The following is a 22488-nucleotide window of genomic DNA, read 5'->3' as shown; positions in this document are numbered from 1 at the left end:
GGGGATATGGTTCAAATGCTAGCAGAAAAAAAAGAGATTGCAGCAAAAAAGGCTCCACTTCAAGCGGAACAGATTTTACAGGTGCAGGATTTAAGCATTTATTATGGTGAAAAAAGAGCGGTCAATCACATTTCATTTGAAATTGAGAAGAACGCAATTACCGCATTAATCGGCCCATCGGGCTGCGGGAAATCAACCTTTTTACGCAGCATTAACCGCATGAACGACTTGATCCCAGGTGCGAGAAGTGAAGGTGCGATCATGTACGAAGGACTCAATATTTTGGATGACCGCATTAATGTGGTGAATTTAAGAAGAGAAATCGGCATGGTTTTCCAAAAACCAAACCCATTTCCTAAATCGATCTACAATAACATTACCCATGCGTTAAAGTATGCGGGTGAAAAAAGAAAATCAGTACTTGATGATGCAGTAGAGGAAAGCTTAACAAAAGCAGCGCTGTGGGATGAAGTCAAAGATCGTCTGCACCGCTCGGCTTTGTCACTATCCGGCGGTCAGCAGCAGCGCCTTTGTATTGCGCGTACACTTGCGATGAAGCCCAGCGTTCTTTTATTAGATGAACCAGCATCTGCCCTAGACCCGATCTCAAATGCAAAAATTGAAGAGTTATTATCAGATTTGAAAAATGATTATTCGATCGTCATTGTGACACACAACATGCAGCAAGCGTTACGTGTATCTGATCATACGGCCTTTTTCCTGAACGGTGATCTAGTAGAATATGATGCCACTGAACGTATCTTTACACGTCCTGCGCAACAAAAAACAGAAGACTATATCAATGGTCGATTTGGATAAGGCGGGTGGATTTTGATGAATGCAGTAGCAACTGAAACAGCAAAAAAAGAAGTGTTTCGTGTGAATGATATGAACCTTTGGTACGGACAGCATCACGCACTGAAGCATATTGATTTAGACATTAAAGAGCATGAAGTCACAGCAATTATCGGTCCGTCAGGCTGCGGAAAGTCAACGTTTATCAAGACCTTAAATCTTATGGTCAAAACAGTGCCAGGTGTGAAAATCACCGGGGATATGATGTATAACGGCGACAATATTTTAAAAGGCCGCGTTGATCTAGTGGAACTGCGTAAAAACGTCGGGATGGTCTTTCAAAAAGGAAACCCATTCCCTCAGTCTATCTTTGATAATGTCGTCTACGGACCAAGAATTCATGGCGTGAAGAGCAAGCAGCAATTGAAAGAAATCGCTGAAAAAGCGCTTCGTGATGTTGCCCTTTGGGATGAAGTGAAAGATCGATTAAATGCACCAGCATTAGGTCTTTCCGGCGGTCAGCAGCAGCGTCTTTGTATCGCAAGAGCTATTGCTACGAGCCCAGACATTTTACTAATGGATGAACCAACATCAGCACTTGATCCTGTCTCAACATTAAAGATTGAAGAATTGATTATGAAATTAAAAGAGAAATACACGATTGCCATTGTGACGCATAACATGCAGCAAGCGGCGAGGGTATCAGATAGAACAGCCTTCTTTTTAATGGGAGAGCTTGTTGAGGTCAATGATACGAATGTGATGTTCTCAGAGCCAAATGATCAAAGAACAAATGATTATATATCTGGTCGATTTGGATAATAAAACCCCCTGGAGGTCAGCGCCGCCAGGGGGTATTGTTGTTATTTTGTTAAGGCTTTGACGATTTGTTTGAACGTCATCCCTGTTTTTAAATTGAACTTGCCTGCACGAATTTCTTTATGGTAGCCGGCGTCAATCACGTAATCATTAAAATCTTTAGACGAGTTGATGATTCCGTCCTTTTCAAGCATGTCTGAAACATCACTTGTGCTCATCCCGTTTTTAATAACAAATTTGACCGATTTGCCTTTAGGCTTGTCCGATGTTTCTTTATCATTTTTAGAATCGCCGTCTTCATTTGCTTTCAGTGCTTTTTCTTTATAATCAAGAAGCTGCTGATATGTTTCACGGCTGACAGAGACTTCTTTTTTAGAGTCTAAATAGTTTTTCACATCGGTGTCTGTTACTTTCGCTGCGAGCGTTTCTTTTGTGGTTGTATCAGCCGCCGCTTCATCTTTTCCAGTGAGGAAAAAAACGATCGCCAGAACACCAGTTGCAAGAATCATACCTGCCGCAAACGTTTGGATGCTTTTTTTCGTCATACAAGCACCTTCTCATTGTCTTTAATGATCATGTTGACCTCATCTACAGATACATGCTCAGCGCGCGCAATGGCCTCAGGAGACATGCCATTTTGATGCTTTGAAATGATTTGTCTTGCGATAGATGGATCAATTTCTGAATGTTTGCGGACGACAATGTTTGTTTCAAGCAATTCTTCTTCAAGAACCTTCATTTTCTTTTTCAGTTTATAGATTTCTTGCATTGCAGATAGTTGAAGTGTTTCAAGTTCCTGCTCGACTTCTTTAATCGGCTCTCTTTGAAAATATGAGAATGCGATCAGTACGATACTGACAACAAGCAATCCGATAATTGCAATTTCCATGTTTCATCACCTTTTATTCATATTTTAATGCTGAAAGCCATAAAAGGCTTTCATGATTGTTTCAGACAGTTTTCGACCCTTCTTTTTTATACCATAAAAAAGCTAGTTTCAAAAGGAATTGCTGAAAAAATCACCTTTTTTTCATCTTTTTTCTTTTTATATGAAAAACGAGTATGAAAATCTTGCTCGCTGTCAAAATAAAAGAGGGCTTCTCATGTATACAGTACGACAAAGAGTGAGGTTTTATAGGGGAGCAGGCTATTTTTCATGAAATGACCGTGCGATATGGATCAGAACGCGGATGGATTGCACTGAAAATCAAATTGGTGAAAAAACATTCTAGCATTCCTAAGCTAGAAGTGGTATTATAGTTAGGTCTGAATGTGAATTGATTTTAGTTTGGAGGGAAAAACATGCGCGTAAATATTACTCTAGCTTGCACTGAATGCGGTGAGCGTAACTATATTACTAAAAAGAATAAGCGAAACAATCCAGATCGCGTTGAATTCAAAAAGTATTGCTCACGTGATAAAAAACAAACTTTACATCGTGAAACAAAGTAAGCAGCAGGGAATTTTCCTGCTGTTTTTTTATGATGGGAGATGATCTTTGTGAAAAAGGAACTTCGCCTTCAAACATTAGCCAAACTGGACCAGATGAGTGCCGAAGAATTCAAGCGAAGCACCGCTTTACTTCATGAGCGCTTGTTTCAACTGCCAGCATGGAAACAAGCGAATACGGTTGCACTTACCATGTCTAGAGGAAAAGAGGTACCGACAATGCCTCTCATTGAAAAAGCATGGCGGGAGGGGAAAACAGTATGTTTACCCACCTGTTTTCCGGAAACAAAAGAGATGACGTTTTATGAATATACACCAGAAACGAAAATGATCTCCCACTACTTTGGGCTATTGGAGCCAGATCCTCTGACATCGGCCGCTGCATCTAAAGAATCAATCGATTTAATCATTGTGCCTGGTGTGTGCTTCGATCGAAAAGGATACCGTATCGGATATGGGGGCGGCTATTATGACCGCTACTTAGCTGACTATCACGGCGAAACGCTTGCCCTTTGTTTGACAGTACAGCAAACCGAGCATATTCCGGCTGAAACGCACGACATCCCGGTCTCAATCATGGTCAGTGAGAAAGGTACCATATTTCCAAAATAAAGCCCGCTGCTTATACAGATGAACGGGCTTTTTGTGTTGAGCGAAGGTGCTCGCTTATGATCAAAAGTCACATACACGATAGCGATCAACATTCTTCATTAAAAGGCATTTTAGCTGACGAGGGATATGTTTTGAAAAAATTTCGTGGAAAGAAAAGATACTTCCGTAATATGTAGGAGGAAGTGAATACTTGTGACTTAAAACTTGATCGTGATTCATGGTTTGATTTTTGGCATACGCACCTTGATTTTTTGGAGTCGGGGAAAATAGCTTAAAAATAAGAAGAGAGCATATCAAAGCTCATATCGCTTTATATCATAGGCGGCTAAAACAGCTTGAAAGCCTTGAAAAGCCATACCAAACTTGGATTTGTATTCACGAACATGACCCTGGTTTAGACGCTGTATATGTTCATACACCAAATCCATACGACAGTTACTTCCCGCACAAGGTGGAGGAGTTAGAGCGAAATTGTAGGCTGCCTTATACTTTCAAGGATTTAATCGACCTTCTCAATTTGACGTTTCTTATGATCAATCAGAGTGCGGATATGAAATGAACCTTTTAAGCGATAAAAACGATGGTTCATGCATAAACAAATCCTATTTAAGCCACGATACGAACATAGGAGGGAATATGATGAATAAAATGATTTGGAGCATTGTGTTCACACTGTTTGCATTCGTTCTCGTGCAAAATCGTTATCGGCTCATGAATTTGGTTTTAGGGCAAAATCAAGTCCGGCACTTTTTGATTAAATGGCTGATGAAAATCCCATATTTTCGGACGAAATTTATTCGCCAAGCATTCTAATCCCGCAAAAGCCGGGATTTTTTTGTTTAGAAATGCGGATAAGAACGATTCTTGCTATAATAATGTAAAAAATGGAGCGCGAATGTATGAATGTCATAGATAGTTTATTTTGGCGAGTTGTTGAAGAACTTAGACAAAAAGGATACGAGATGATTCAAAGTCCGTACCCAGAAGATGAAATATTTTTTGAAGCACCACGAAACTCAGGTTATGATCTTATCCGTCTATATAGAAAAGATGTGAATTTCAGGCAGGAGATCGTTCGAGATATCGAGGAGCAAACATATCGGATCAATCAGCTGAGAGAAGCTATGCGTAAACGATCTCTTCATCTCCTGCAGCTGCAATTTACAACTGATGTTCCAGTAGATGATTGGGAAGACCTAAACGGTCAGCCGCAAAAAGAGAATAAGGTGACAGTTACTCCTGTATTACTCAATGCAGACACGCTTCAAAACGATGTAAACGAACTGCAAAAATGGCTGAATACATCGCTTGCAGTAGATGTAGAAGAAGCGAAGGAAGATACAGCTGAGAATGCAATGCAGCTGAAAAGGAACGTGCTTCAGGCATTTGATGATCAGGAAAAGCAGAGAGAACGAGAACGGGCCGTGTTTCAAAATGGGAGACCCATTTTTACCTACTTGCTGATTGCTGTCCAAGTGGTGATGTTTCTTTTACTTGAGCTGTCAGGCGGAAGTACCAATACCGCAACTTTAACAGCATTTGGTGCTAAAAATAATGTGCTGATTTTAGAGGGTGAATGGTGGCGCCTGATGACACCAATGTTTTTACATATTGGCTTGACGCACTTACTCTTTAATACTTTTGCTCTTTGGTCCGTTGGAGCGGCTGTTGAGAGAATTTATGGGTCGGGAAGATTTTTGCTCATCTATTTGATTTCCGGCATTTTTGGTTCTATAGCGAGCTTTGTGTTTAATACGGCAATTGCAGCAGGCGCATCTGGCGCGATCTTTGGCTGCTTAGGCGCACTGTTATATTTAGCCATCTCAAACCGAAAGCTTTTCTTTCGGACGATGGGGACAAATATTATTGTCATTATCCTCATTAACCTAGGAATAGGCTTCACTGTATCAGGTATTGATAATGCAGGGCATCTTGGCGGCCTGGTTGGCGGTTTTTTCACCGCATTAGCTGTCCGTCTGCCTAAACAGATCCAGCCTGTCAAAATGCTTCTTGCGAGTGCTGCTTTGCTCTTTATTGGCGGTTTTGGATTGTATACAGGGTTTCATTCTGACGATCAAAAGCAAGCAGCGGCAGCAAGTGAGGCAGCAAGTTTATTTGATGAGAAAAAGTATAGCGAAGCAAGTGAACGACTAGAGGAATATGTGCACGATAAAGATGCATCAGCTGAGGCACTTCATATCTATGCACTATCGGAAGCGCAGCAGGGCCAACTTGATAAGGCTATTCAATTTTTACAAAAGTCGCTTGAAAAAGATCCAGATGATCCAAATAAACTGTATCATTTATCGCTTTTATACGTAGAAAAAGGAGAGACAGCGAAAGCAGAGGATCTATTAGCGAAAGCGTTAAAACAAGATCCTCAAAATGATCAATTTTTAAAGCTGAAACAATATATCGAAAATAGTCAAACACGTTGAATGACTTGACTGAAAGCGCATTTATGAATACGCTTATCCTATCTGTTGATGAAAAGAAATGGTGGAAACAATGAAAACGTTATATGATGTACAGCAGCTGCTCATGAGATTTGGAAATTATGTGTATTTCGGAGATCGTGAAGTAGAATTAGAATTTATGGCAGACGAATTGAAGGAAATGTATACATCGGGCATCATTGACCGGACCGAATGGTCAAACGCAATGACGATTCTTCAAATGGAGCTAGCCAAATTAAATCGAAAAACAATGTGAAGGTGGAGGGCATATGACAGGGGATTGGTTTGTAGGTATTGATCTTGGCGGTACGACAATTAAGCTTGCGTTCATTAATCTATATGGTGAAATTCAGCATAAGTGGGAGATTCCTACGGATAAATCCGGGCAGACGATCACAGTCGATATTGCCAAATCAATTGACCATAAACTGGTTGAGATCAGTATGCCGAAATCAGCACTTATTGGGATCGGAATGGGTGCACCTGGACCTGTAGATAAAGTATCTGGCATCGTCTATAAAACAACGAATCTGGGCTGGACAAACTACCCCTTGAAAGATCACCTAGAGGCAGAGACGGGACTTCCATCTGTCATTGAAAATGATGCGAATATTGCTGCACTCGGTGAAATGTGGAAGGGTGCAGGCGATGGCGCAAAAAATATCCTGATGGTCACACTTGGAACAGGGGTTGGCGGCGGCATCATCGTCAATGGTGAAGTTGTTCAAGGTGAGACAGGTGCTGGCGGAGAAATTGGCCATATTTGTGCCGTTCCATTTCAAGGAGCACCGTGTAACTGCGGAAGAACAGGCTGTATTGAAACGATCGCATCTGCAACTGGCATCGTCCGGATTGCAAAGGATAAATTAGAAACCGAGCAGCATACATCTTCACTTGCCAAGCTCGCTTCGCTATCGGCAAAGAATGTATTTGAAGCGGCAGAAAACGGAGATGATCTTGCAATGCGTGTCGTAGAAGAAGTGACGACACATCTTGGACTTGTCCTAGCGAATCTTGCTAGTGCTTTAAACCCAACAAAAATTGTAATTGGCGGCGGTGTTTCAAAAGCAGGTGAGCTTCTTCGCAGTAAAGTAGAGCGCATTGTGAAACAACATGCTTTCCCGCCTTGCGCTGACGATGTTGAAGTGGTAATTGCATCACTCGGAAACGATGCGGGTGTTATCGGCGGTGCATGGATGGCTAAAACCAAATGGCTGTCTTGAACAAAAAAGTCATAATGATGTCATTTTTATTAAAAAAAGCGATAGATAGGCATGAAATTGGATGTTTAGCATATTCATAAGTTTGTCATGAGGAAAAAGACATTGATTTTCCATCATATACAGGATAAGATATACTTTAGTTATTTTTCTAGAAGCACCAATAATTAGGGTGTATCTAGAGCCTGGGTGCGCGCTTAGCATAAGGAGGTTACAATGCGAAAGAATAGATTAAAGGCGATTTCATTTTTACTGATTGCGACATTGCTGATGTGGGTCAAAACCTATGTTATCTATAAATCTAGCTTCAATATTAAAATTGAAAATTTCATGCAGGAGTTTATCCTGTTTATTAATCCGCTTAGCTTTCTCTTGTTTATCTTCGGTATCGGTTTATTTTTCAAAGAAAAAAATCGCAATCGATATATCATCGTGACAAGCTTTATCCTAACATTCGTTTTGTTAGCCAACATTGTGTTTTATCGATTCTATAGTGATTTTCTAACCATCCCCGTCCTATTTCAAACAAACAATATGGGTGACCTCGGTTCCAGTATTACCTCTTTAATTGAACCAGTCGATTTACTGATGTTTGTTGATATCATCATTTTAATTTGGCTCTATAAAAAACAGCCTTCCTTTAGAACAGATGTCACCGTTTCACGAAAAGAACGAGCAGCATATTACTTATTTGTGGCAGCTACATTTTTCTTTAACCTTGGTTTAGCTGAAACAGAAAGACCAGAACTGCTTACTCGCTCATTTGACCGTGAGATGCTGGTGAAAAATATCAGCTTATATAACTTCCATATTTATGATGGGGTATTGCAATCGAAGCAGTCCGCCCAGCGAGCTCTTGCTGACAGCAATAGCTTAACTGAAATTGAAAACTATGTAAGCGCAAATCAAACGGACCGAAATGAAAAGACATTTGGTCAAGCAAAAGGACGAAATGTCATTCTTGTATCACTTGAATCGACACAGAGTTTCGTGATCAATGAAAAATTAAACGGGAAAGAAATTACTCCGTTTTTAAACAAATTGATCAAGAAGAGCTATAACTTTACTAATTTTTATCACCAAACAGGTCAAGGGAAAACATCTGATTCAGAGTTTATTGTAGATAATTCTCTTTATCCACTTGGAAGAGGGGCTGTGTTCTTCACAAATCCAAGTAATGAGTTTACAGCGACACCTGAGCTGTTAAAGGATGAGGGCTACCACTCTTCTGTTATTCATGCGAATAACAAAAGCTTCTGGAACCGTGACCTTATCTACGATAGCTTTGGCTACGATAAGTTCTTTGATATTAAATCATTTGATGTGAATGAAGAAAACTCAGTTGGCTGGGGATTGAAAGATGGTCCGTTCTTTGAGCAGTCCGCTGAATTAATGAAATCGATCCCGCAGCCTTTCTATACGAGATTGATTACATTAACGAACCATTTCCCTTTTGATTTAGATGAGGAAGATAAGCTCATTGATGAATATGATTCAAAGAGCAAAACACTGAACAAGTACTTCCCTACAGTGCGTTATCAAGATGAAGCCCTTAAGCTTTTCTTTAAAAAGATGAAGGAAGCTGGGTTATACGATAACTCCATTTTTGTTTTGTATGGGGATCACTACGGAATTTCTGAAAACCATAACGAAGCCATGGGACAATTCTTAAATAAAGAGATTACGCCATTTGAAGAAGTGCAGCTTCAAAAAGTCCCGTTTGTTGTACACATTCCAGGGGTAACGGATCAACATCCAAAAGAAATTGATACGGTAGGCGGTCAGGTCGATATCCGTCCAACTGTACTCAATCTTCTAGGGATTGATACAAGTAAACAAATTCAATTTGGTCATGACCTTTTATCAAAAGATACGAATGACTTTACAGTACTCCGTGATGGAAGCTTTATTACGAAGGACAGCATTTTTACAGATGGTGTTTGCTACAATAAAGAGACAGGCGAGCCAGCAGATGATAAAAATGTGTGTCAGTCTTATGAAGAGAAAGCGAAGCAGGAGCTTCAATTCTCTGATCAAATCATCTACGGAGATCTCCTTAGATTTTATGATCGAAACAGCCCGGACCATTCACCATCCAAAAAAGAAGGTGAAACGGAGCTGAAAAAGGCGTCCTAATAGATGAAAAAACCTCTGCTATTTTAGAAGCAGAGGTTTTCTTTTTTTGTCTGACGGCTCATATAGTATGAGAGGAGGGATGTAAATGAAGACAACGTCGTTTGGAAAAATTGAATGGCAGCTGGATGAAGCAGGGAGGGATGCTGTGGCAAAGCAGCTTGGTATTGGCAAAGCAGCTTTTCATTTATCTAATCAATCAAGCACTGATAACCTTCTTTTACCGGGATATAGACTTCCAGAAGGAGTCCATGTATTTGAATCGATAGGTGATGTGCAGAGATTTATTGCACCTTACAGACTGCAGCAATCAGATGATTGGATTAATGGAACATTTGAATATGATAGCGCTCGATTAGAAGAAGAGCTGAGCCGCTTGAAAGCCGTATTTCCTTTTCTTCATATCAGTGTTATTGGCCATTCAGTGCTTGATACACCTATTTATGAGATCCGAACAGAGCCTGTTCAGCATTTACATTCTATTCATCTCAATGCCTCTTTTCATGCAAATGAATGGATCACGACGTCTGTTTTATTAAAATGGTTGAAATCGCTTTGCTTAGCAGCGTCAGATCCGGTTCAGGCAAGACATTATGAAGCGGTTCATATCCTGCAGACCACCGCTTTATCCATCGTGCCAATGGTCAATCCAGATGGAGTGGATTTGGTTCGTAATGGACCGGAGTCACTAGGTCTTCATCGTGAAGAATTCACACTGCTAAACGAGGGATATTCCGATTACCGGGAATGGAAAGCAAATATTCGAGGGGTGGATTTAAACAATCAATTCCCTGCTTATTGGGAGATCGAGTACTATCGTCATCAGTCGAAGGCACCGTCCTACCGGGATTATCCTGGGCGCGAGCCATTAACAGAACCAGAAGCGAAAGCGATGGCCAATCTTGCGTTGCGAAAACGATTTGACCGGCTGATCGCCCTTCATACACAAGGAGAAGAGATCTATTGGGGGTTTCTTGGCCATGAGCCAGCCATCTCAAAAGAAACGGTCAAACGCTTCGAACTAGTGAGCGGCTACAAACCGATCCAATATCTCGACAGCTATGCAGGCTATCGTGATTGGTTTATTTATCAATTTCATAGTGAGGGCTATACAGTCGAGCTTGGTCTAGGGAAAAATCCTCTTTCCATGGATCAATTTGATTCGATCTATGAAAAAACAAAGCGGCTTTTGTGGGAAGCGTGTAAATGTTAAAAGCACCTGTCTGGTGCTTTTTCATATTTTGAGAAAATCAATTGCTTATGGTCAATAAAAACAATGTTGAAGCAATTGACGAAGGCTTCCTAGTAAGCTATTGTGAAAGATATGGATGTAAAAAAAAGGATATGATTTAGGGAGATGTCGACTATTGAGTGCTCAAAGCCTGTGGAAAAGAAATTTTACTTATTTATTTGTTTCTAAAATGTGCAAAATTACGGCTGATAGTTTATCTTTCAACACCATCTTGTGGCTTTTAGTACTAGGAGGGAAAGGGGCCATAGGGACAGCTTTTTTTATTGCAGTCAGCTTTGTTCCTCAAGCGATTGTTGGACCATTTATTACGCCTATGATGAAGCCGCATCAATTGAAATTTTGGATGTGTTTTGCTGATTTAACACGAGGAGCGATTATCCTTGTGATCGTGGTTAGTTACTTTTATGGTTTCACACCATTAGTCCTCATCATTGGCTGTATGCTGCTGCATTCGGCGACAGGAGGCTCCTATGAACCGGCATCTGTATCGATTATCCCAAAGCTTGTTCATGAGGACCTCATACAAAAAGCGAATGCAACGATCCAATCAGCAAGTCATGTAGTAAGACTTGTGACGGTCACGATTTGTGGTGTCATGATTGCATTTGTAGGCGTAGGTTATACAATGCTTGTGATCATTCCTCTTTACCTTTTGTCCGCTTTATTGGTGGTCATGATTTCATATCAAACAGAAGTCATCATCGATAAAGCCAAAAAAGGGTTATCTTACGGCAAAAGATTAATTCGAGGTTTTTCACTTGTGAGAAGCCATCATATTTTGTTTCCATTAGCGATTTTTTGTGTCTGTTCAAACTTTGCTGCGGCACCATGGGAAGCATTGTCTGTTATTTATTTAACGGAAGACTTACATAGTGGACCTGTCGTCTATTCATTCATCAAAGTCACAACCGCACTAGGCGCATTTTTGATGGGGTTTGTTTTGACAAAGATAAAAGTGAATCGGTATGGATTGCTGTTTATAGGTGCTGGGATTGTTGATGGAATCGCCTTCTTCATCACAGGTATGAACGCATTGTTACCACTTGTGTTTATATCAGCTTTTGCTTTAGGAGCAGCCATTAGTGCAGTTAACGTACCCGAACATACGATGATTCAATTGTCAGTAAAGGCAGAGGATCAGCCGCAAGTGTATGCGATCATCAACATGATTTCCTACTTGATGATTCCGTTAGGCGCCCTCATTGGCGGTTATATGGCAACCCTGTTTGGATCTGGGTATGTCATTGCGGCTGGCGGCATCATTGAAGCTGTTTCAGGTATATGCCTGCTTCTGTTTACAAAGATCGGGAAGGTAGAGAGAGCGGAGTTGACGATAGAACGAGACAAATCTGCCGTAAACGCAACGTAAGCATGGCATGATTGAATGAGGATAGGTTACAATGAGGACGAGAAAACATGAGAATTTAATGGAAAGGGGAAAAACGATGGCTATAGCAGACGTCACCATCATTCCGATAGGCACTGAAACACCAAGTGTCAGTGCTTATGTAGCAGATGTACAAAGAATTTTAGAAGGCTTTCAACAAGAAGGAAAAATCAAATATCAATTAACACCGATGAATACGTTAATTGAAGGCGAATTATCCGTTTTATTTGAGGTCATTCAGCGCATTCATGAAGCCCCTTTTGAAAAGGGATTGCACCGAGTAGCGACCAATATTCGCATCGATGACAGACGGGATCAAACCACAACACTTACAAGCAAATTAGAAAGCGTGAATAAGCATTTAAATCAATAAAAAAAGCCTGCTAAATGCAGGCTTTTTAATGTGCAGTTGGATAACCGCTATAGATGATGGTCATGACAGTGAACCATCCAAAAACCAAAAATGTAGCGCCTGCAAAAGCGATGGCAAGTACGTTCACTTTTTTTAGTGAGCGATAGATGCCGAGCGCAGCTAAAATCGTGACTAGACCAAAAATAATGACGAGCATCATGTGAAAGTCCCCCTTTGTCATCAATCCCCTTGATTTCCTTTCTTTTCATTTTAACCGTTTTCATATAGCTTGTCGAGTAGATTCCAGTTGACGATTGTTTGAATTTTTATTGAATAGCCTTCATAATAAAAAAGAATGAATAAAGTAGGTGATGAAAATGAATTGGAGAAGAATGCCACTAGGCTATGTACAAGCGAACGCATATATTTGGAAAAATGAGCAGGGAGAATGCTTAATTTTTGATCCAGGCGGTGAAGCGCAAAAGCTGATTGCTTATGTAAAAGAAAAACAGCTTACACCACTTGCTGTCTTATTGACACATGCTCATTTTGATCATATTGGCGCGGCAGATGAGGTGCGCGAAGAGTGGGGAGTGCCGCTGTATGTACACGAAAATGAAAAAGAATGGCTCACGAACGCTGAATTAAACGGTTCAGCTCGATTGATTGGGAATGGAATTACGGTCAAAGAAGCTGAAAAATTGATTACGTCAGAAGGAACGCTTCAAATTGGATCGTTTACATTAGAAATGTTCCATACACCAGGGCATTCACCAGGCAGTGTGTCTTACTATTCGGCGGAAGAGGGCTTTGTTATTTCTGGTGACACGCTATTTGAAGGCGGCATCGGGAGAACAGATTTAGTAGGCGGCAGTCAGGAAGTGCTGCTACAATCAATCCATCAAAAATTATTGTCATTGCCAGAATCAACTCTTGTTTTAAGCGGACATGGCGGGGAAACGACTGTGCTGACGGAGCAGGAGCAAAATCCGTTTATTAATGGTTTTTCTCTTTAATTGCAGGCATGAAAAAAGCATCTCTTTAAAAGAGATGCTTTTTTCAATTAATGTCCGGTACCGGGAACCATGATGAAAATCGAATAATATGTAAATCCGGCAAAGAAAATCGTCAAGTACGCTCCGAAAATGTAAATATACATTCTTTCGGATAAATTCAAGTAGGATAAAAATACAAAAAGAACGGTTTGACCGAAGAACAGCAGCGATGCATCTTTCATATGTCCTAAATAGAACATGACAGCAAAAATACCCGTCCAAAAGCCAAGCACGCGGAACATGCGATTCATTTCTTTCCCTCCCCTTAAAAACCCCTTTGATTCATATTATAGCTGATCATCACTTGTTATGTAAACATTTACATTTTTGACATCATGTGAACAATTTATTTTGAATGTAGAAAAAATTTTTTTGAAAAAATGATGAAAAAGTGTTTATGCTGAAAAGCATGAGGGTACTTACTCCATAAGAGAAAAGGTTAACGACCTAAGGAGGAAGACTAATGAGTGACATTACTTTTTATTCATACCCGAGCTGCACGTCTTGCCGCAAAACAAAACATTGGTTAAAGGCGAATCAAATTGATTTTAAAGAGCGTCACCTTTTCAGAGAAACGCCAACACTAGATGAATTAAAAAAGATTCTTTCTTTAACAACAGAAGGAATGGATGAAATTTTAGCCACACGAAGTCAGGCTTTTAAAAGCTTAAATTTAAATATTAATGACTTAAAGGTAAACGAGGTCTTACAGCTTCTCATTGAAAAACCAAAGCTGCTCCGGAGACCAATCATCATTGATGGGAATAAATTAGTGGTCGGCTATAATCCAGGAGAACTCATGAAAATATCAAAGAAGAAAGCGATTCATCAATCGGTTTCCTAATAAAAAACGAAGATCAGCTGAAACAAGCTTCAGCCGTCTTCGTTTTTGTGCTGAACTGGGCTAGCTGGGTTCGAACCAACGATCACGGAGTCAAAGTCCATTGCCTTACCACTTGGCTATAGCCCACTATCAAATGTGTAATGTTATTGTTCACCATCTGCGGTCATTTATACATAAAAGTTGTATGTCACGAGTTTTAGTGAAAAAGGAGCGAAAGAAATAAATGAAAAATGAAAAATCAAAGCAATTATACGAGTTTATCCTAAAAGAAGCCCCTGTCATGACCGAAGAATGGCTAAAAACAAGAACAGAAGAAGGCTCATTATATTCTAAACATGCTTCAGAGGAAACGGAAAAGAAGCTGAAGGAACAGAACACAGCGTTTATTCAAACCATTGCAGCCACGCTTGTGACACTGTCTGACAAAGTAGAAAACCATTTGAAAAAGTGGTCTGTTGATATTGCACGTGATCGAGCAGTGCACGAGGTGCCGTTATATGAAATCATTGGACAGTTTAAGATTTTCCGCCACATTTTCTGTTCGAGAATTGAGACATTCACCCAAGAAACAGAGCTTGAAGTGACGCTGCAAGATGTGTGTCAGTGGAATCAGCACTTTCACGCTACATTTGATGACATGATTGAGCGTTTATCAGAAGAATATGACCGCGTGACACTTAGTCAGCTGAATGCACAAAGAGAGATGATTCAAGAACTAAGTGCCCCAGTTATTCCAGTATCAAAGGAAATTGGGATTTTGCCGCTGATTGGTGAGATCGATACGTACCGGGCTAAAATCATTCTGGAATCCGTACTAGAACAGGCTTCAAGACTGCGTCTAACGCATTTATTTATTGATATTTCTGGTGTTCCCGTTGTTGATACGATGGTGGCCTATCAGCTGTTTAAAGTGGTCGATAGTGCGAAGCTGCTAGGAATTGAGACGATTATTTCAGGCATCCGCCCAGAGATCGCTCAAACTGTAGTGAAACTCGGCATTGATTTCTCAAAAGTAAATACAGAACACAGCCTTGCAAAAGCGTTAGAAAAAAGAGGATTTCGTATCTTTGAAGAGCAGCCGCAAGAAGCCACATCATGACCAAAAAACCTGTACTTGTAAAAGTCAGGTTTTTTTATATGCTCTTTTCTAAAAAATGATGTAATGCATCGTGAGTTGAGGGTTTTCATCATTTATTAGTCATGAAAATCATAAATTACTCTTTTGTCATTCACGTTCCACCATTCTACAATGTGATCACAGAAAGGAGTAGTGATCCACTTGTATGGGATTGAATATTTAAGGCAAGAGCTGCTAGAAGAAGCATGCCGCATGAGGGCTTCTGATGTGCATATTGTGCCAAAAGAAAAGGAAGCTTCGGTCTCATTTCGTGTTGACTCAGATTTAATCCAGCAGCGAACGATTGATAAAAAAAGCGGAGAGCGGCTTATTGCACATTTTAAGTTTTTATCTTCTATGGATATCGGGGAAAAAAGGAGGCCGCAAAATGGCTCACTAGCTGTGATGCTAAGAAAAGGTCAAGTATTTATTCGAATGTCTACCTTGCCGACAGTGAATGATGAGAGCTTAGTGATTAGAATATTGCCGCAGGATCATGTTCCGAAAATAAAACATCTGTCATTATTTCCGAAAGCCTCAGCCAGATTATTATCCTTTTTAAACCACTCGCATGGACTCATTTTATTTACTGGGCCAACCAATTCGGGGAAAACAACAACCCTCTATTCACTGATCCAGTTTGCAAAAAAGAATTTTAACCGAAATATTATTACCCTTGAAGATCCTGTCGAAACAAGGAATGAAGAAGTATTACAGGTTCAAGTAAATGAAAAAGCCGGCATCACATATGCCGCAGGATTACGCGCTATTTTAAGACATGATCCAGATGTGATTGTGCTAGGAGAAATAAGAGATGCTGAAACGGCCAGAACGGCGATTAGAGCAGCGCTGACAGGCCATTTAGTATTGAGTACGCTCCATGCAAAAAATGCAAAAGGAGCCCTTTACCGCATGCTTGAATTTGGTGTCACGATGAATGAACTTGAGCAAACGATGGTTGCGATTGCTGCGCAGCGATTAATCGAGCTCACCTGTCCTTTTTGCGGAGAAAGATGTCAGCTTTACTGTAAATTAAATCGACCGATCAGACGAACAAATGTATTTGAACTGCTGTTCGGAAAAGAGCTTGGTGAGTGTATCAAGGAGGCTAAAGGAGAATATGCTCACTCGTCATATGAAACACTGCAAAGATTAATTCGTAAAGGAGTGGCACTCGGCTATTTATCAAAAAACACTTATCATCGCTGGGTTTATGAAGAAGCGAGTCTCTAAAGTATGGTCTAAAAAGGACCAAGCTGAATGCCTATCAAAACTAGCTCAGTTGATTCAGGCTGGATATACATTGATTGAGGCATTAGTGATAGTGAATATCCAGTTATCAAAACAACAGCGGCAGCAATTAAAACTAGGTATTCAGTGGCTTCACGAAGGCGAGCCTTTTTATGTAGTGCTGGAGAGACTCCATTTTCAGCGGGAAGTCATCGCTATACTATGTTTTTCTGAGAAGCATGGCAGTCTAGCCCGTGCTTTAGAACAAAGCGCCCGTTTTTTAGAGAAAAAAATCAAACAGTTAGACACGTTTAAACGTATGTTACGTTACCCGCTTTTCCTCATCTTCACGGTTTTGGTCGTGCTGGTACTCGTTCAGCAAATGATCATTCCTCAATTTTCTGTTTTGTACTCATCGATGGATACCCGCATGTCTTGGCTGATTCAAGGGATGTTTGGACTATTTCAATTCCTTCATGCTTTTCTTCTCATCACTAGTTGTCTGTGTATCTGTCTTATTGGATATTATGCTGTTTTTTTTAGGAAAAAGTCGACCCTTGAGAAATTGAGGGTGATGAGTAAGCTGCCTTTTTTATATAAAGGGATGCAGCTGATGCATACGTACCTTTTTTCTCTTCAGCTCAGCGGACTGCTTCAAGCTGGATTATCGATGTACGAAGGTTTGCAAGCTTTTAAACAGCAAAGCTACCTGCCTTTTCTTCAAGAAATAGGTGAACAAATGATGGAAGAGTTAAGAAAAGGAGAAAGCATGGCCCATCAAGTAAGCGTGTCTCCTTTTTTCGAAAAACATTTTGCGGCCATTATCAAGCATGGTGAAGCCAGCGGAATGCTTGCGAGAGAAATGTACACGTACAGCCAATTTCTATTAGAGAATGCAGAGCTAAAAATTGAAAAATGGATTTCTTGGCTGCAGCCAGTTATTTATGGGGTAACAGCACTTCTTATACTCATCGTGTATTTATCTATTCTTTTACCAATGTATCAACTAATGGAGCAAGTGTAAGAAGGAGGACAGAGACATGAATGATAAAGGATTTACCCTGTTAGAAATGTTAATAGTCATGCTCGTAATATCCATTCTTTTACTCATTACCATACCGAATATCACACGTCATCACCAAGCGATTCAGGCAAAGGGCTGTGAAGGGCTTAAATCAATGGTCAGCACACAAGTGATGGCATATGAATTGGAGCATGATGGGAAGACGCCATCTTTAGCTGAATTAGAAAAAGAAGGTTATGTCAAAAAGGGATTAACTTGTCCTAATGGAAAAGCGATTGTCATTCAAAACGGCAACGTGAAGCATGAATAAATTATTTTTACATGAGAAGGGTTTTACCCTGATTGAACAGCTGATGATCTTACTTGTTTTATCGATTGTATTGTCGATCATGGGAGGGAAAATCCCAAAAATAATAGAAAACGCTGAAGCCAAAAGACAAGTAAACATCATGAAACAAGATCTTCAATTGGCATCATATACTGCATTTATCAAAAAAACACGTGTACATGTTGGGATCCATCCGCCGCATGTATCTTATCAGGTAATAGATCAAAAGAGTAACGAAGTTATTGCTTCATATCAACATAAAAAGGGCAGCATCAAAACTTCTACATTCTCGCAAGGTATCTATTTTAATGCAAGCGGACATCCAAGTAGCGGTGGATCTTTCATTGTCGAATTTGGCAGTCAATCGTATAAACTGACGATTTATTTAGGAAGCGGGCGAATCCATGTTCAAAAACAATAGAGGATTTAGTACGTTTGAAACGCTGTTTGCCTGTCATCTCTTTCTATTTGCTGCCCTAGTGCTCATGCCAGCCTATGAAAAACTCATGATGGGGAAAAAGGAAGTGAGAGCCAAGCTTGAAGCTTATCAGGTTTTACATGAACAGATGAATGAAGCGTTCATAAATGGGACAACATCTTCCATCAAAAAGAAGAGAGGCGAGATCACATATGTTTTCAATTGGCGTAAACAGAAGGGATGTGTTTCATACAAAGTACAAAAAAAAGAGACCATATGCTTTCAGCATGTGGAGCGATGACAAAGCTTTTACCCTTTTACAAGCTTTGTGGCAGTTGCAGTTATTTCTATTTCTTTCTTTTGGCTGTGGACTGATCTTTTCAGCAGCTGAGAAAGCTCGTCCATTTGAAGACATCAACGGATTTTCCCAAATGGAGTGGAAACAGACTGTCCTGCAATTAGATGAGGAATTAAGTCGTGCCGATGCTGTGAAATCAGTGAAAGATGGAAAAGCGTTAGAGTATATTTCTGATCAAGGGCGAGTGGTAACGATTGAGCCATATCAAGAGATGCTTCGAAAACGAATGGATCAAGCTGGCCACCTTCCTTTATTGCATAAGGTGAAACAATTTCACGTGAGAACGAGTCAGCATAGAGCCATCCTGAAAGTCACAGATGGATCTGGTAAAGTGTATGAAGCCGTTTTTTTCACATATAAAGGAGTGGTTCGTAAATCGTGAAAAGAGAGGAAGGTTTTATCTATCCGCATGTACTTGCGGCGATTTTATTTTTTCTCTTGATCCTAGGGGCGATAACGATGGGGTTTCAAAAAGAACTGAAAAGTGCAGAGCTGACGATTTCCTTTTATAAAAAACAGCAGCTTTTTAGGGTGGGTGTGAGTGAAGCTGCCAGCACAGTAGAACGTATTTGTGCGAAACAGAAAACCCATATTGATACTGAAGAAGGCCGTGTGACACTGAAGCGGATGAAATGCGATCTTAAGAAAAAACTTGTCCTTGTTTTGGTGAAGGTGAAAACAAAAGATGGTTTATCCGATGAGCGTGAACTGATGCTGGATTGGAAGACCGGTGAAATCATGAGATGGGCAAATCCTGATTAGCCAGTGTATAAAATCATCCTCTTCCTGGTAAGACTTGAAGGAAGAAGAGGTGAATGTGCTTGAAAACAAATGACTATGTAAAATATATGACGCAGGAAATCATTAAATATATGAATACACCACGTGACGAACGGAAGGAACACAAACAAGAAAAAATAGAAACGAAACCGCCGTTTTCACAGCGTTTATTTGGGGTTCTGCCGTTTGGCTTATCCATGATGCTTAAAGAACGCCAGCGCCATCGACGAAAGTAAAAAGCCGCCCAGCAGGCGGTTTTTTTATGCCACTTTAGCTGTATTCCTCCACAACAATCACTTTATTCACCTTGTTTGAGTAAGGGTTATAGGAAATGGTGACGAATACCCCAAATTCCTTTGTATGGTCTTTTAACGTAATATGATACTGTTTCACAGATTCCTTATCCCGGTGCCGGTCCCATACTTTTTGTTTAAATAATACTTGCGTTAGCGGGTATCTTTTTTTTGCTTCTTTGACTGCCCGCGTTTCCCATTGATCTGCGGCGGCAGTCAAACCTCTCGCATCAACGGGTTTGACCTCTAGAATCATAGAACTCAGCAGTAAACTGAGCATGATTATGATTTTTCCATATTTCACTTAACATCACCTCACCTCTTCATATCCTGACCAAATCCTACATTTTTATGTAAGTTTTAAGAAGTACAAATGTCACACAAAAAAATATTGAATATGGTGAAAAAATGAGAAAATGGGAGAATTTTCTCGTAATGGTTCTTGTTTAAGAACAAAATGGACTAATTTGACGTTTTGGGTTTTATAGGTATTTCCTTATACTGTATATAATCGTTCTTTTTAAAGAACATTTGTTCAAGGAGTTGAAGGAATGAATGAAACAGTCGCTCTTTGTACTCTTTTGTGCCATTTGTTTGATTTTGACGTCTTCCCTCATGACACCAACGAATGCTTCTTTTAACGATGTTGAGTACAAAAACTTTGTCATGAGAACATGTGAAAATTTTGAACAGACAGATCAGCATTGTCAGCCTAAAAAATGGGATGAAAGTCAATTGGAGCTTATCGATCAAACAATGATCGAAGGAACAGTCTGCGCACCTCAAAAGCTGAGCATGACACTAAAAAATAGTGGACAGCCTATTGCGTACTCTGAATGGAAGTGGGAATTACATAAAATAGGAAATGGTCAGAAGCCATTACAAGATGGTCATATTCTTGAAAAGGGCTCCATAAAGTCCCTGTTGTCGCAAGAAACAGCGACTGTCACGACAGATAAAGCAAAAACAAATGGAAGCTATGCATTTAAAATCTATTATCCTAAAGGGTTTGGCGCATCTGATCAGGCGTACTTTTGGTCTAAACCGATGGTGCTCTCAAAGTGTCAAGAAAAGGCGTCCTAAATGGAGCTGTCTTTTAAAGTGAAAAAATGATAGGCGAAAGGAGAAGGGGTTATGAAAAAATGGATGAAAATGTCTGGGAGTATTCTTTATGTGATGGTGTTCACGGTGATGATAGCCTCTATTATTGTCGTGTTGTCATCAAGAACAACAGGAGGAGAACCTCAGATTTTCGGTTATCAATTGAAGCAAGTATTATCAGGTTCGATGGAACCAGAATTTTCAGCTGGGTCACTGATTGTTGTAAAACAGGTCGCCTCACCTGAGACGCTCAAAAAAGGAGATATTATTACGTTTCAAACAAAGCAGGATCAGTCCTTTGTGACCCACCGAATTGTTGGGGTGAAGGGAAAGGGTGCAAATAAAGCGTTTGAGACGAAGGGTGACAATAATATGTATCAGGACGGTACGCTGGTAAAAGCGGATCAGGTAACTGCGCAGTATATGGGAGTGAACATTCCTTATGCAGGAAAGCTTCTTTCGTATGCAGGGACATCAGCTGGAACTGCTTTGCTCCTTATTATACCAGGTGTCATGCTGCTCGTTTATTCAACCATTCATTTTGTGGGCGCAGCAAAACATCGTAGACACACGGCTGATGTACATATCTCAGAGGAACAAGCTTAAATCGTTTGTAACCTAATCAGGTTTCAATAAAACAATATATTAGGGGGTTTATTCATGGCAATGAAGAAATCAATTCGTTTAGGTGTATTATCAGGGGCTTTAGGTCTTGCATTAATTGGCGGGGGAACATGGGCGGCGTTTAATGATATTGAAAAGGCAAACGCGGTCTACTCGACAGGAGAGCTGGATTTATCTGCTAAAGAGAACTCCGGCGCCATCAACCTTTCGAACTTAAAACCTGGTGATCGGATCAAGAAAGAATTTCATTTTGATAATAAGGGATCACTAGCGATAAACCAAGTGCTGATGAGTCTTGATTACAGCCAGTTTACAGATGGATCTTCCGCGAAGAATGGCAGTAAAAATACAGCTGAAGAATTTCTCAGCCAGTTTCAGGTGAGTGTTCTTACGGTTGGAGCCGAAGGTGGAAATGGTTATCCGAAAAATATTATTTTAGACCATGCAAACCTGCTTGACTTGCATCAATTAACGTCAAAACAGGATCAGACCGCATTTGAAAAGCTTCGTCATGCCGTCGATGAGAAGTTTTTACATGAAAGTGGGAAAATTAATGTAGCAACTGTTGATGGAACAGTGGCTCCAGAGTATGACGGCATTCCAAAGAATCCGTTTGATTACGATAAAATGGAAATGATCATTGAATTTATCAATGACCAGACGAAGGATAAAGCTGGTCACTATATCCAAAATAAATACCAAGGCGATGCGATTCAAATTGATCTTTCCTTCGAAGCGACTCAGTGGAATGGTTTAACGATCAATCCAAAAAAGCATACGGATGAAAAAGGCTACGTGAAAGAAAACGAAAAAGCACACAGCGAAGATAAAAAATAAAGCC

The 22488-nt window shown here is 40.2% G+C and carries 31 protein-coding genes and 1 tRNA gene; 26 read left to right on the top strand and 6 right to left on the bottom strand.

What is annotated here, in order from left to right:
- Positions 1-6 precede the first annotated feature (6 nt).
- A complete protein-coding gene (pstB, locus tag NSQ76_RS12360; protein WP_024422992.1) occupies positions 7-819 on the top strand; it encodes a phosphate ABC transporter ATP-binding protein PstB in 813 nt (270 codons plus the stop codon).
- A 15-nt stretch (positions 820-834) separates the two neighbouring features.
- On the top strand, positions 835-1617 hold the full coding sequence (pstB, locus tag NSQ76_RS12355; RefSeq protein ID WP_024422991.1) for a phosphate ABC transporter ATP-binding protein PstB: 783 nt from the start codon (positions 835-837) through the stop codon (positions 1615-1617).
- 41 nt (positions 1618-1658) lie between these two features.
- On the opposite strand, the gene NSQ76_RS12350 is transcribed toward pstB (NSQ76_RS12355), so the two are convergent.
- The gene (locus NSQ76_RS12350; protein WP_024422990.1) at positions 1659-2159 is read right to left on the bottom strand and encodes an endolytic transglycosylase MltG; all 501 of its coding nucleotides are present in this window, start codon (positions 2157-2159) and stop codon (positions 1659-1661) included.
- Complete coding sequence (locus NSQ76_RS12345; RefSeq protein ID WP_024422989.1) at positions 2156-2503, bottom strand: hypothetical protein; 348 nt, start codon at positions 2501-2503, stop codon at positions 2156-2158. Before NSQ76_RS12345 ends, NSQ76_RS12350 begins: the two co-directional genes overlap by 4 nt.
- Before the next feature lie 413 nt (positions 2504-2916).
- On the opposite strand from NSQ76_RS12345, the gene rpmG reads away from it, so the two are divergent.
- The 10 genes from rpmG (at position 2917) to NSQ76_RS12295 (ending at position 12496) form a co-directional block, all read left to right on the top strand.
- A complete protein-coding gene (gene rpmG, locus NSQ76_RS12340; protein ID WP_008360061.1) occupies positions 2917-3066 on the top strand; it encodes a 50S ribosomal protein L33 in 150 nt (49 codons plus the stop codon).
- 48 nt (positions 3067-3114) lie between these two features.
- Complete coding sequence (locus NSQ76_RS12335; RefSeq protein ID WP_034621592.1) at positions 3115-3675, top strand: 5-formyltetrahydrofolate cyclo-ligase; 561 nt, start codon at positions 3115-3117, stop codon at positions 3673-3675.
- Positions 3676-4314: 639 nt separating this feature from the next.
- Positions 4315-4488 (top strand): hypothetical protein, encoded by a 174-nt coding sequence (locus NSQ76_RS12330; RefSeq protein WP_162176177.1) that lies wholly within the window; start codon positions 4315-4317, stop codon positions 4486-4488.
- 86 nt (positions 4489-4574) lie between these two features.
- Positions 4575-6113, top strand: a complete 1539-nt coding sequence (locus tag NSQ76_RS12325) for a rhomboid family intramembrane serine protease (RefSeq protein ID WP_341054054.1) — start codon at positions 4575-4577, stop codon at positions 6111-6113.
- Positions 6114-6183: 70 nt separating this feature from the next.
- Positions 6184-6387, top strand: coding sequence for a YqgQ family protein (locus NSQ76_RS12320; RefSeq protein WP_008342322.1), 204 nt, complete (start codon positions 6184-6186; stop codon positions 6385-6387).
- A gap of 13 nt (positions 6388-6400) precedes the next feature.
- Positions 6401-7354, top strand: a complete 954-nt coding sequence (locus NSQ76_RS12315; protein WP_341054052.1) for an ROK family glucokinase — start codon at positions 6401-6403, stop codon at positions 7352-7354.
- Between the two features lie 213 nt (positions 7355-7567).
- Positions 7568-9487 carry an LTA synthase family protein gene (locus NSQ76_RS12310; RefSeq protein ID WP_024427981.1) on the top strand — a complete coding sequence of 640 codons (1920 nt, stop codon included), beginning with the start codon at positions 7568-7570 and terminating at the stop codon, positions 9485-9487.
- Positions 9488-9572: 85 nt separating this feature from the next.
- Positions 9573-10697: a M14 family metallopeptidase gene (locus NSQ76_RS12305; protein WP_034621596.1), complete on the top strand. Its 1125-nt coding sequence runs from the start codon at positions 9573-9575 to the stop codon at positions 10695-10697.
- Positions 10698-10851: 154 nt separating this feature from the next.
- Positions 10852-12105 carry an MFS transporter gene (locus NSQ76_RS12300; RefSeq protein ID WP_034621598.1) on the top strand — a complete coding sequence of 418 codons (1254 nt, stop codon included), beginning with the start codon at positions 10852-10854 and terminating at the stop codon, positions 12103-12105.
- A gap of 76 nt (positions 12106-12181) precedes the next feature.
- Entirely contained in the window at positions 12182-12496 is a 315-nt protein-coding gene (locus NSQ76_RS12295) for an MTH1187 family thiamine-binding protein (protein WP_024427984.1), read from the top strand.
- A gap of 25 nt (positions 12497-12521) precedes the next feature.
- On the opposite strand, the gene NSQ76_RS12290 is transcribed toward NSQ76_RS12295, so the two are convergent.
- The gene (locus tag NSQ76_RS12290; protein ID WP_003217333.1) at positions 12522-12695 is read right to left on the bottom strand and encodes a DUF2759 domain-containing protein; all 174 of its coding nucleotides are present in this window, start codon (positions 12693-12695) and stop codon (positions 12522-12524) included.
- Between the two features lie 157 nt (positions 12696-12852).
- Here NSQ76_RS12290 and NSQ76_RS12285 point away from each other — a divergent pair, with 157 nt between their 5' ends.
- Positions 12853-13491, top strand: coding sequence for an MBL fold metallo-hydrolase (locus NSQ76_RS12285; RefSeq protein WP_034621600.1), 639 nt, complete (start codon positions 12853-12855; stop codon positions 13489-13491).
- A gap of 47 nt (positions 13492-13538) precedes the next feature.
- On the opposite strand, the gene NSQ76_RS12280 is transcribed toward NSQ76_RS12285, so the two are convergent.
- Positions 13539-13781 carry a DUF2626 domain-containing protein gene (locus NSQ76_RS12280; RefSeq protein WP_003217440.1) on the bottom strand — a complete coding sequence of 81 codons (243 nt, stop codon included), beginning with the start codon at positions 13779-13781 and terminating at the stop codon, positions 13539-13541.
- 212 nt (positions 13782-13993) lie between these two features.
- Here NSQ76_RS12280 and NSQ76_RS12275 point away from each other — a divergent pair, with 212 nt between their 5' ends.
- The gene (locus NSQ76_RS12275; RefSeq protein ID WP_007501232.1) at positions 13994-14374 is read left to right on the top strand and encodes a Spx/MgsR family RNA polymerase-binding regulatory protein; all 381 of its coding nucleotides are present in this window, start codon (positions 13994-13996) and stop codon (positions 14372-14374) included.
- A gap of 55 nt (positions 14375-14429) precedes the next feature.
- Here NSQ76_RS12275 and NSQ76_RS12270 read toward each other — a convergent pair.
- Positions 14430-14500, bottom strand: a tRNA-Gln gene (locus NSQ76_RS12270).
- A gap of 97 nt (positions 14501-14597) precedes the next feature.
- Between NSQ76_RS12270 and NSQ76_RS12265 the strand changes: the two genes are divergently transcribed.
- The 9 genes from NSQ76_RS12265 (at position 14598) to NSQ76_RS12225 (ending at position 19865) form a co-directional block, all read left to right on the top strand.
- The gene (locus tag NSQ76_RS12265) at positions 14598-15473 is read left to right on the top strand and encodes an STAS domain-containing protein (protein WP_024422979.1); all 876 of its coding nucleotides are present in this window, start codon (positions 14598-14600) and stop codon (positions 15471-15473) included.
- Positions 15474-15653: 180 nt separating this feature from the next.
- Positions 15654-16724 (top strand): competence type IV pilus ATPase ComGA, encoded by a 1071-nt coding sequence (comGA, locus tag NSQ76_RS12260; protein WP_025092972.1) that lies wholly within the window; start codon positions 15654-15656, stop codon positions 16722-16724.
- On the top strand, positions 16705-17745 hold the full coding sequence (gene comGB / locus NSQ76_RS12255) for a competence type IV pilus assembly protein ComGB (RefSeq protein ID WP_341054040.1): 1041 nt from the start codon (positions 16705-16707) through the stop codon (positions 17743-17745). The genes comGA and comGB overlap by 20 nt, the downstream gene beginning before the upstream one ends.
- A 16-nt stretch (positions 17746-17761) precedes the next feature.
- Entirely contained in the window at positions 17762-18055 is a 294-nt protein-coding gene (gene comGC / locus NSQ76_RS12250; RefSeq protein WP_024422977.1) for a competence type IV pilus major pilin ComGC, read from the top strand.
- The gene (comGD, locus tag NSQ76_RS12245) at positions 18048-18494 is read left to right on the top strand and encodes a competence type IV pilus minor pilin ComGD (RefSeq protein WP_025092973.1); all 447 of its coding nucleotides are present in this window, start codon (positions 18048-18050) and stop codon (positions 18492-18494) included. The genes comGC and comGD overlap by 8 nt, the downstream gene beginning before the upstream one ends.
- Positions 18478-18792, top strand: coding sequence for a competence type IV pilus minor pilin ComGE (gene comGE / locus NSQ76_RS12240; protein ID WP_087978326.1), 315 nt, complete (start codon positions 18478-18480; stop codon positions 18790-18792). Before comGD ends, comGE begins: the two co-directional genes overlap by 17 nt.
- Entirely contained in the window at positions 18704-19231 is a 528-nt protein-coding gene (comGF, locus tag NSQ76_RS12235) for a competence type IV pilus minor pilin ComGF (protein WP_341054035.1), read from the top strand. Before comGE ends, comGF begins: the two co-directional genes overlap by 89 nt.
- Positions 19228-19611: a competence type IV pilus minor pilin ComGG gene (locus NSQ76_RS12230; RefSeq protein ID WP_103131951.1), complete on the top strand. Its 384-nt coding sequence runs from the start codon at positions 19228-19230 to the stop codon at positions 19609-19611. The genes comGF and NSQ76_RS12230 overlap by 4 nt, the downstream gene beginning before the upstream one ends.
- A 59-nt stretch (positions 19612-19670) precedes the next feature.
- Positions 19671-19865 (top strand): YqzE family protein, encoded by a 195-nt coding sequence (locus tag NSQ76_RS12225; RefSeq protein ID WP_056767455.1) that lies wholly within the window; start codon positions 19671-19673, stop codon positions 19863-19865.
- 34 nt (positions 19866-19899) lie between these two features.
- Here the strand turns inward: NSQ76_RS12225 and NSQ76_RS12220 are convergent, their stop codons facing one another.
- Positions 19900-20178 (bottom strand): DUF3889 domain-containing protein, encoded by a 279-nt coding sequence (locus NSQ76_RS12220; protein ID WP_171464609.1) that lies wholly within the window; start codon positions 20176-20178, stop codon positions 19900-19902.
- A gap of 299 nt (positions 20179-20477) precedes the next feature.
- On the opposite strand from NSQ76_RS12220, the gene tapA reads away from it, so the two are divergent.
- The 3 genes from tapA to tasA are packed head-to-tail and all read left to right on the top strand — an operon-like array spanning position 20478 to position 22484.
- Positions 20478-21005 carry an amyloid fiber anchoring/assembly protein TapA gene (gene tapA, locus NSQ76_RS12215; RefSeq protein WP_341054031.1) on the top strand — a complete coding sequence of 176 codons (528 nt, stop codon included), beginning with the start codon at positions 20478-20480 and terminating at the stop codon, positions 21003-21005.
- Positions 21006-21056: 51 nt separating this feature from the next.
- The gene (gene sipW / locus NSQ76_RS12210; RefSeq protein ID WP_024422971.1) at positions 21057-21629 is read left to right on the top strand and encodes a signal peptidase I SipW; all 573 of its coding nucleotides are present in this window, start codon (positions 21057-21059) and stop codon (positions 21627-21629) included.
- 54 nt (positions 21630-21683) lie between these two features.
- Positions 21684-22484: a biofilm matrix protein TasA gene (tasA, locus tag NSQ76_RS12205; protein ID WP_098677431.1), complete on the top strand. Its 801-nt coding sequence runs from the start codon at positions 21684-21686 to the stop codon at positions 22482-22484.
- Positions 22485-22488: the final 4 nt, after the last annotated feature.

Source organism: Bacillus sp. FSL M8-0256 (assembly GCF_038005765.1).
GTDB lineage: Bacteria > Bacillota > Bacilli > Bacillales > Bacillaceae > Bacillus > Bacillus safensis.
Note: the sequence above shows the minus strand (reverse complement) of the source record. Positions and strands in the feature narration are given on the sequence as shown.